4 protein-coding genes, 3 tRNA genes and 3 rRNA genes are annotated in these 9,424 nt (G+C 48.1%); 1 reads left to right on the forward strand and 9 read right to left on the reverse strand.

Annotated elements, in window-relative coordinates:
* Positions 1 to 79: 79 nt before the first annotated feature.
* The 9 genes from rrf to L9Q40_RS17315 all read right to left on the reverse strand — a co-directional run bounded on the left by rrf (position 80) and on the right by L9Q40_RS17315 (position 8,522).
* Positions 80 to 195, reverse strand: a 5S ribosomal RNA gene (gene rrf, locus L9Q40_RS17275).
* Positions 196 to 287: 92 nt separating this feature from the next.
* Positions 288 to 3,178 (reverse strand): 23S ribosomal RNA (locus tag L9Q40_RS17280).
* Between the two features lie 323 nt (positions 3,179 to 3,501).
* A tRNA-Val gene (locus L9Q40_RS17285) sits at positions 3,502 to 3,577 on the reverse strand.
* A gap of 30 nt (positions 3,578 to 3,607) precedes the next feature.
* Positions 3,608 to 3,683, reverse strand: a tRNA-Lys gene (locus L9Q40_RS17290).
* 2 nt (positions 3,684 to 3,685) lie between these two features.
* Positions 3,686 to 3,761 (reverse strand) — tRNA-Glu (locus L9Q40_RS17295).
* Between the two features lie 91 nt (positions 3,762 to 3,852).
* Positions 3,853 to 5,405: ribosomal RNA gene (locus L9Q40_RS17300) — 16S ribosomal RNA — on the reverse strand.
* Together the 16S, 23S and 5S rRNA genes with 3 tRNA genes alongside form the textbook arrangement of a ribosomal RNA operon.
* A gap of 452 nt (positions 5,406 to 5,857) precedes the next feature.
* Positions 5,858 to 6,385 (reverse strand): menaquinone-dependent protoporphyrinogen IX dehydrogenase, encoded by a 528-nt coding sequence (gene hemG, locus L9Q40_RS17305; RefSeq protein ID WP_014230442.1) that lies wholly within the window; start codon positions 6,383 to 6,385, stop codon positions 5,858 to 5,860.
* Between the two features lie 9 nt (positions 6,386 to 6,394).
* The gene (locus L9Q40_RS17310) at positions 6,395 to 7,852 is read right to left on the reverse strand and encodes a TrkH family potassium uptake protein (protein ID WP_014230441.1); all 1,458 of its coding nucleotides are present in this window, start codon (positions 7,850 to 7,852) and stop codon (positions 6,395 to 6,397) included.
* 46 nt (positions 7,853 to 7,898) lie between these two features.
* Positions 7,899 to 8,522: a YigZ family protein gene (locus L9Q40_RS17315; protein WP_014230440.1), complete on the reverse strand. Its 624-nt coding sequence runs from the start codon at positions 8,520 to 8,522 to the stop codon at positions 7,899 to 7,901.
* A 272-nt stretch (positions 8,523 to 8,794) separates the two neighbouring features.
* Between L9Q40_RS17315 and L9Q40_RS17320 the strand changes: the two genes are divergently transcribed.
* A partial coding sequence (locus tag L9Q40_RS17320) for an enoyl-CoA hydratase-related protein (protein WP_498794057.1) occupies positions 8,795 to 9,424 on the forward strand: 630 nt, incomplete at its 3' end.

A 9,424-nucleotide genomic window follows, 5' to 3' on the forward strand; every position in this document is an offset into this window, starting at 1 on the left:
AATCTTATGAAGCATATTTTGGAAAGCGTAAATAACAAAAAAGCCCGCTATTTCTAGCGGGCTTTTTTGCAAATTTAAAGCCTGGCGATGTCCTACTCTCACATGGGGAAACCCCACACTACCATCGGCGCTATTTCGTTTCACTTCTGAGTTCGGAATGGAATCAGGTGGGTCCAAAACGCTATGGTCGCCAAGCAAATTCTTTAATCTGGAAAGCTGTTTTTAATTCTCGTTATTACACATTCAACGTTCTTTCATTGAGTCCATCAAAACCCCTTGGGTGTTGTATGGTTAAGCCTCACGGGCAATTAGTACAGGTTAGCTCAACGCCTCACAACGCTTACACACCCTGCCTATCAACGTCGTAGTCTACGACAACCCTTTAGGATACTTAAAGTATCAGGGAGAACTCATCTCAAGGCTCGCTTCCCGCTTAGATGCTTTCAGCGGTTATCGATCCCGAACTTAGCTACCGGGCAATGCGTCTGGCGACACAACCCGAACACCAGAGGTTCGTCCACTCCGGTCCTCTCGTACTAGGAGCAGCCCCTTTCAATTCTCCAACGCCCACGGCAGATAGGGACCGAACTGTCTCACGACGTTCTAAACCCAGCTCGCGTACCACTTTAAATGGCGAACAGCCATACCCTTGGGACCGACTTCAGCCCCAGGATGTGATGAGCCGACATCGAGGTGCCAAACACCGCCGTCGATATGAACTCTTGGGCGGTATCAGCCTGTTATCCCCGGAGTACCTTTTATCCGTTGAGCGATGGCCCTTCCATTCAGAACCACCGGATCACTATGACCTGCTTTCGCACCTGCTCGAATTGTCATTCTCGCAGTCAAGCGGGCTTATGCCATTGCACTAACCTCACGATGTCCAACCGTGATTAGCCCACCTTCGTGCTCCTCCGTTACGCTTTGGGAGGAGACCGCCCCAGTCAAACTACCCACCAGGCACTGTCCGCAACCCCGATAAGGGGTCGACGTTAGAACATCAACACTACAAGGGTGGTATTTCAAGGACGGCTCCACGAATACTGGCGTACTCGTTTCAAAGCCTCCCACCTATCCTACACATGTAGGGTCAATGTTCAGTGCCAAGCTGTAGTAAAGGTTCACGGGGTCTTTCCGTCTAGCCGCGGGTACACTGCATCTTCACAGCGATTTCAATTTCACTGAGTCTCGGGTGGAGACAGCGTGGCCATCATTACGCCATTCGTGCAGGTCGGAACTTACCCGACAAGGAATTTCGCTACCTTAGGACCGTTATAGTTACGGCCGCCGTTTACCGGGGCTTCGATCAAGAGCTTCGACCGAAGTCTAACCCCATCAATTAACCTTCCGGCACCGGGCAGGCGTCACACCGTATACGTCATCTTACGATTTTGCACAGTGCTGTGTTTTTAATAAACAGTTGCAGCCACCTGGTATCTGCGACTCTCAATAGCTCCATCCGCAAGGGACTTCACCGTCGAGAGCGTACCTTCTCCCGAAGTTACGGTACCATTTTGCCTAGTTCCTTCACCCGAGTTCTCTCAAGCGCCTTGGTATTCTCTACCCGACCACCTGTGTCGGTTTGGGGTACGATTCCTTACAATCTGAAGCTTAGAGGCTTTTCCTGGAAGCATGGCATCAATGACTTCACACCCGTAGGTGCTCGACGTCGTGTCTCAGCCTTAGAGAGAGCCGGATTTACCTAACTCTCAAGCCTACGCACTTGAACCTGGACAACCGTCGCCAGGCCCACCTAGCCTTCTCCGTCCCCCCATCGCAATTGTAAGAAGTACGGGAATATTAACCCGTTTCCCATCGACTACGCCTTTCGGCCTCGCCTTAGGGGTCGACTTACCCTGCCCCGATTAACGTTGGACAGGAACCCTTGGTCTTCCGGCGAGGAGGTTTTTCACCCCCTTTATCGTTACTCATGTCAGCATTCGCACTTCTGATACGTCCAGCATGCGTTACCACACACCTTCAACCGCTTACAGAACGCTCCCCTACCCAATATACAAAAGTATATTGCCGCAGCTTCGGTTTACTACTTAGCCCCGTTACATCTTCCGCGCAGGCCGACTCGACCAGTGAGCTATTACGCTTTCTTTAAATGATGGCTGCTTCTAAGCCAACATCCTGGCTGTCTGAGCCTTCCCACATCGTTTCCCACTTAGTAGTAATTTGGGACCTTAGCTGGCGGTCTGGGTTGTTTCCCTCTCCACGACGGACGTTAGCACCCGCCGTGTGTCTCCCGGATAGTACTTACTGGTATTCGGAGTTTGCAAAGGGTTGGTAAGTCGGGATGACCCCCTAGCCTTAACAGTGCTCTACCCCCAGTAGTATTCGTCCGAGGCGCTACCTAAATAGCTTTCGGGGAGAACCAGCTATCTCCAGGTTTGATTGGCCTTTCACCCCTAGCCACAAGTCATCCGCTAATTTTTCAACATTAGTCGGTTCGGTCCTCCAGTTGATGTTACTCAACCTTCAACCTGCCCATGGCTAGATCACCTGGTTTCGGGTCTATATCCAGAGACTGAACGCCCAGTTAAGACTCGGTTTCCCTACGGCTCCCCTAGATGGTTAACCTTGCCACTGAATATAAGTCGCTGACCCATTATACAAAAGGTACGCAGTCACAGGACAAAGCCTGCTCCTACTGCTTGTACGTACACGGTTTCAGGTTCTATTTCACTCCCCTCACAGGGGTTCTTTTCGCCTTTCCCTCACGGTACTGGTTCACTATCGGTCAGTCAGTAGTATTTAGCCTTGGAGGATGGTCCCCCCATATTCAGACAGGATATCACGTGTCCCGCCCTACTCGATTTCACTGAACACACATCGTCAACTACGGGACTATCACCCTGTATCGTCGGACTTTCCAGACCGTTCGTCTAACGCGTGTAAAGCTTAAGGGCTAGTCCAATTTCGCTCGCCGCTACTTTCGGAATCTCGGTTGATTTCTTTTCCTCGGGGTACTTAGATGTTTCAGTTCCCCCGGTTCGCCTCCTGTTGCTATGTATTCACAACAGGATACTTACTTATGTAAGTGGGTTTCCCCATTCGGAAATCCCAGACTCAAATGGCTTTTACTGCCTAATCTGGGCTTATCGCAAGTTAATACGTCCTTCATCGCCTCTGACTGCCAAGGCATCCACCGTGTACGCTTAGTCACTTAACCATACAACCCGAAGGAGTTTCGAATTGATGTTAAACAACCAAAGTTGCTGTCTCATTATTTGAATGAGCGAGACAGCTTTCGATTTTGCCGGACTCAAATTCCAAGAACACTTGAATGTGTTTTTAGTTGTATTCAAATACATGAATACTTTGAGAACTTTACAAATAATCTTAAAGATTATTTTGTCAGCTTTCCAAATTGTTAAAGAGCTATGTTTCTTCACAAGGAAGTACATTTTCTAAAGACTTTCAGAGTCAAAAATGCCAACCAGTATCAATTGCTTGCTCTGGTTTGGACGTTTTATTCCAAAAATGCTTAGAGAATGGTGGGCGATACCGGGCTCGAACCAGTGACCCCCTGCTTGTAAGGCAGGTGCTCTCCCAACTGAGCTAATCGCCCACATAAGTTTTAATTCTTCGTGGAGAAGAATGGTGGGTCGTGCAGGATTCGAACCTGCGACCAATTGATTAAAAGTCAACTGCTCTACCAACTGAGCTAACGACCCAATGGTATCCCGTAGGGGAGTCGAACCCCTGTTACCGCCGTGAAAGGGCGGTGTCCTAGGCCTCTAGACGAACGGGACACTAAGTTGAACATCTTGGGGGATGTTCTATCTCTTAAACTTCATAAACCATATCAATCTGTGTGGACACTCATCGTGAATAATCATCGTATAAGGAGGTGATCCAGCGCCAGGTTCCCCTAGCGCTACCTTGTTACGACTTCACCCCAGTCATGAACCACAAAGTGGTAAGCGTCCCCCCGAAGGTTAAACTACCTACTTCTTTTGCAGCCCACTCCCATGGTGTGACGGGCGGTGTGTACAAGGCCCGGGAACGTATTCACCGTGGCATTCTGATCCACGATTACTAGCGATTCCGACTTCATGGAGTCGAGTTGCAGACTCCAATCCGGACTACGACGCACTTTTTGGGATTCGCTCACTTTCGCAAGTTGGCCGCCCTCTGTATGCGCCATTGTAGCACGTGTGTAGCCCTACTCGTAAGGGCCATGATGACTTGACGTCGTCCCCACCTTCCTCCGGTTTATCACCGGCAGTCTCCCTGGAGTTCCCGACATTACTCGCTGGCAAACAAGGATAAGGGTTGCGCTCGTTGCGGGACTTAACCCAACATTTCACAACACGAGCTGACGACAGCCATGCAGCACCTGTCTCAGAGTTCCCGAAGGCACCAATTCATCTCTGAAAAATTCTCTGGATGTCAAGAGTAGGTAAGGTTCTTCGCGTTGCATCGAATTAAACCACATGCTCCACCGCTTGTGCGGGCCCCCGTCAATTCATTTGAGTTTTAATCTTGCGACCGTACTCCCCAGGCGGTCTACTTAACGCGTTAGCTCCGAAAGCCACGGCTCAAGGCCACAACCTCCAAGTAGACATCGTTTACGGCGTGGACTACCAGGGTATCTAATCCTGTTTGCTCCCCACGCTTTCGCATCTGAGTGTCAGTATCTGTCCAGGGGGCCGCCTTCGCCACCGGTATTCCTTCAGATCTCTACGCATTTCACCGCTACACCTGAAATTCTACCCCCCTCTACAGTACTCTAGTCTGCCAGTTTCAAATGCTATTCCGAGGTTGAGCCCCGGGCTTTCACATCTGACTTAACAAACCACCTGCATGCGCTTTACGCCCAGTAATTCCGATTAACGCTCGCACCCTCCGTATTACCGCGGCTGCTGGCACGGAGTTAGCCGGTGCTTCTTCTGTCGCTAACGTCAAATAATGCAGCTATTAACTACACTACCTTCCTCACGACTGAAAGTGCTTTACAACCCGAAGGCCTTCTTCACACACGCGGCATGGCTGCATCAGGCTTGCGCCCATTGTGCAATATTCCCCACTGCTGCCTCCCGTAGGAGTCTGGACCGTGTCTCAGTTCCAGTGTGGCTGATCATCCTCTCAGACCAGCTAGGGATCGTCGCCTTGGTGAGCCCTTACCTCACCAACTAGCTAATCCCACCTAGGCATATCCTGACGCGAGAGGCCCGAAGGTCCCCCTCTTTGGCCCGTAGGCATCATGCGGTATTAGCCATCGTTTCCAATGGTTATCCCCCACATCAGGGCAATTTCCTAGGCATTACTCACCCGTCCGCCGCTCGACGCCGTTAACGTCCCCCGAAGGTTCAGTTAACTCGTTTCCGCTCGACTTGCATGTGTTAGGCCTGCCGCCAGCGTTCAATCTGAGCCATGATCAAACTCTTCAATTTAAGATTTTGTTCGGCTCAATGAATACTGAACATTACATAACGTAATGTTTGAATTGACTGTGCTGAATCCGAAGATTCAATGGTCACTTCGTATCATTGAAACCTAATTTGATACCGAGGTATCTAATTGGATTATCATCAACGAGTGCCCACACAGATTGATAGGTCTATATTGTTAAAGAGCTTTCCTATTGAGCTTCGCTCAAATCGGACGGCCATTTTAGCGAGTTAAAGTTTAGTGTCAATCACTTTTTTCAAACTTTTTTCAAGCGTTTCCGCTTGGCTAATCTGGCTTGCTAACTCTGGCTCGTTTCTTTCGAAGCGTTGCCGTGTCAGCGAGGTGGCATTATAGAGATTGCGATCACATTGGCAAGCCCTTTTTGAGGTTTTTTTTGAATTTTCTATCATTCGAATGAAATAGCATCAAAAACACTTAAAAGAGCACGTTATTTCTACAGTTCTTTGAATTTATCCGTGAAAAGAGTCACTTTTTCCCAGTTGGTGTATTCCACCTCTTTCGTTGTATCCGTTTCTCCACCCGTCATCGACATGATGAACTTAATCATCATTTTGTCGAACCATCCGTAGCGCGGATAATAAAGGGCGCCAGCAAACACGCCTATTAACTCTGGTTTCCAAGGTGATTTCATCAAGAACTTACGAATATACGCACTGCCTTCTGGCGTATCTTTACCTTGGTCTTCTTTACGTGCCGTTAGGTTCACACAGAAGAAAGCGACTTTATGCTTTTCCAGTTGGGTAAGGTGGCGTTCAATAAATTGGTACAACTTCTTATTCAAATGCCCATAACGAATAGAAGCTCCAACCAGCACTTTGTCATAGGGTTCGAAATCAATAGTGTCTACATTATGTAGATCCACTAAATCACAATCGAAGTCCGTTAGCTTCTCATCTATATAGTGGAAGATTTTTTTTGTTTGCCCTTCACGAGAAGAGTATAAGAACAATGCTTTTGCCACGATATCCCCTTAGCTACGCCAAAACGTTGGCGTGAGTAGAATGAGTAAGGTAAAGATTTCTAGACGACCAAACAACATGGACACGATCAGAACCCATTTTGCTTTGTCATTTACATCACCAAAATGAAGCGCCACTTCTCCAAGGCCCGGACCAAGGTTATTCAAAGTAGCGGCGACGGCAGAGAATGCACTCAGTTCATCCATTCCTGTTGCGATCAGTCCCAACATACACACAACAAACACCAACGCATACGCAGAGAAGAATCCCCAAACGGCATCAACAACTCGTTGTGGTAGCGCGCTACCACCAACTTTAATGGTGTAGACCGCGCGAGGGTGAACCAGACGCTTCAGCTCACGAGCACCTTGTAAGGTAAGTAGCAATATGCGAATTACTTTCATACCACCACCTGTCGAGCCAGCACATCCACCAATAAAAGATGAGAACAGCAGCAAGACGGGTAAGAACAATGGCCAATCCGCAAAGCCTGTTGTCGTAAAACCAGCCGTGGTTGAGATAGAGACTGTTTGGAAAAGCGCTTGGTCGAAAGCATCATATGTGGACGTGTATGAGTGGTGCTTCAGTAGTAATAAGAAGCAAACAACAAAAAGTATCACCTGTATAAAGATGAATGCGCGAAACTCGGGATCTTTCCAATAGTATTTAGGATGTACCCCGCCGGACGAAAATGCCGCAAAGTGCAAAGTAAAGTTACACGCTGAGATGAGGAGAAATACGACGGTAATGAGATTGATTGCGTAACTGTCGAAATACCCCATGCTTGCGTCATGCGTTGAGAAACCGCCAATCGCGATGGTAGAGAAACTGTGGCTGATGGCGTCAAACGGTGTCATCCCTGCCAACCAAAATGCTGTCGCACATGCAATCGTCAGGCTTAAGTAGATATACCAAAGCGCTTTGGCTGTCTCAGCAATTCGCGGCGTCATTTTGGTGTCTTTTACCGGCCCCGGGATTTCAGCACGATACAACTGCATTCCACCGATACCTAACACAGGCAAAATGGCCACCGCTAATACGATGATCCCCATTCCACCAAACCACTGGAGTAGCTGGCGATAGAACAAGATCGCTTTGGGCAATTCATCCAGACCAACAATCACCGTCGCACCGGTGGTCGTCAAAGCGGAAAATGACTCAAAAAAAGCGTCCGTTACCGATATATTAGGATTATCAGCGATCAAAAACGGAATGGAGCCCGCACTGCCCAATACGGTCCAGAATAAGACTACGATAAGGAATCCATCACGCGCTTTTAGCTCATGCTTATGCCTACGGTTCGGAAACCAGCACACCGCCCCGCAAAACAGCAGAACAAAAAAGGTCGTGACAAAAGGCACACCAGCACCATCTCGGTAAGTCAGCGCGACAAGCGCAGGCGCGAGCATTGTGACACTAAAAAGCGCGAGCAATAGCCCGACGATACGAATAATTGAACGAAATTGCATGGATTGATTGACTAGCGAAGCTGTCCCTGTCGCTTACTGTTTTTCATTATTTTCCGTCTAGTGGGGTAACAATTGCCTTCGCCCCACTTTTATTAATGATAGCTTGGGTAAATCCGCTCACTTCACGAAGCTCAATTTCTACCACCAGCACGACCTGATCGCTGTATTCAGCATCAACTTCAACCGCCCCAAACTGAGGCATAATAGACTGTGCGATAGGCATAAACCCATAGTCTAACGCTAGTCTGAGCTTTGTGGTTATTTTTTTCTCAATAGTTTGAAGCTGCCTGAGTGCTTGTTGTACACCACCACCATAGGCCTTCACTAAACCACCCGTGCCTAATTTGATGCCGCCTGAGTAGCGGGTGACAACCGCCGTAATTTCTCCAACCCCTGAACCAGAGAGCTGCGCGAGAATAGGTTTGCCTGCCGTTCCAGACGGTTCGCCATCGTCACTGAAGCCCCACTTCATCGAGTCTTCTGGTCTTCCGGCGACAAACCCCCAGCAATTATGCCTCGCATCCGCGTGTTTTGTTTTTACTTGCTCCACAAATGCTTTCGCAGCGTCGACACTTGGCGTATGGGCAAGATAAGTAATAAACACACTCTTTTTGATCTCTTCTTCAAATTGAGTCGGTTGTGCAGGAATCAAATAAGGCTGGTCATTCATAGAATTAGGTCGCTTGTCTCTTTGCCTGAAGTCTACCACGAGTGTGATTTACAAGTCGCATAAGATCTGGCCCAGCGCACAATGTTAAACACTTGTTTGAAAAATGTATTGAAATTAAACATCCACCGATCAAAACTAACATCAATGGTCAAGCCAGAATTAGAATAAAACACTTCCTCGATACCTATTTATCCGAAGCTATTTATACGAGGAAGGGCACCATTTTAATAGGTATACAGACAATCCCAGATTGTATGTCATGGAGATAGACAATGATTTACCAAGCCGAAACCCTACAGGTAAAGGAAATACAGGATGGCATTGCAGAGCTGAGTTTCTGCTCGCCAAAATCCGTAAATAAACTCGATTTAGCGACACTAGAGTCACTAGACAAAGCCCTTGATGCACTTATCGCACACCAAGGTCTGAAAGGCGTAATGCTGACTTCAGATAAAGATGCGTTCATTGTAGGTGCAGACATTACTGAATTCTTAGGCCTGTTTGCTAAGACTGATGAAGAACTGGATCAGTGGCTACAATTCGCCAACAGCATCTTCAACAAACTTGAAGACCTTCCAGTCCCAACCATCTCTGTCATCAAGGGCCACGCTCTTGGTGGTGGCTGCGAGTGTGTATTGGCAACAGACATGCGCATCGGTGATAAAACCACCAGCATCGGTCTACCAGAAACGAAACTTGGCATCATGCCAGGCTTTGGTGGTTGTGTACGTCTACCTCGTGTTATCGGTGCTGATAACGCGATGGAAATCATTACACAAGGTAAAGCGCTCCGTGCTGATGAAGCACTAAAACTTGGCCTGTTAGATGCGGTTGTCGATTCAGACTCTCTGCATGCATCCGCTCTGCAAACACTGACGTCTGCAATCAACGAAAAACTTGAT

The organism is Allocatenococcus thiocycli, from assembly GCF_921292965.1.
Classification (GTDB): domain Bacteria; phylum Pseudomonadota; class Gammaproteobacteria; order Enterobacterales; family Vibrionaceae; genus Vibrio; species Vibrio natriegens.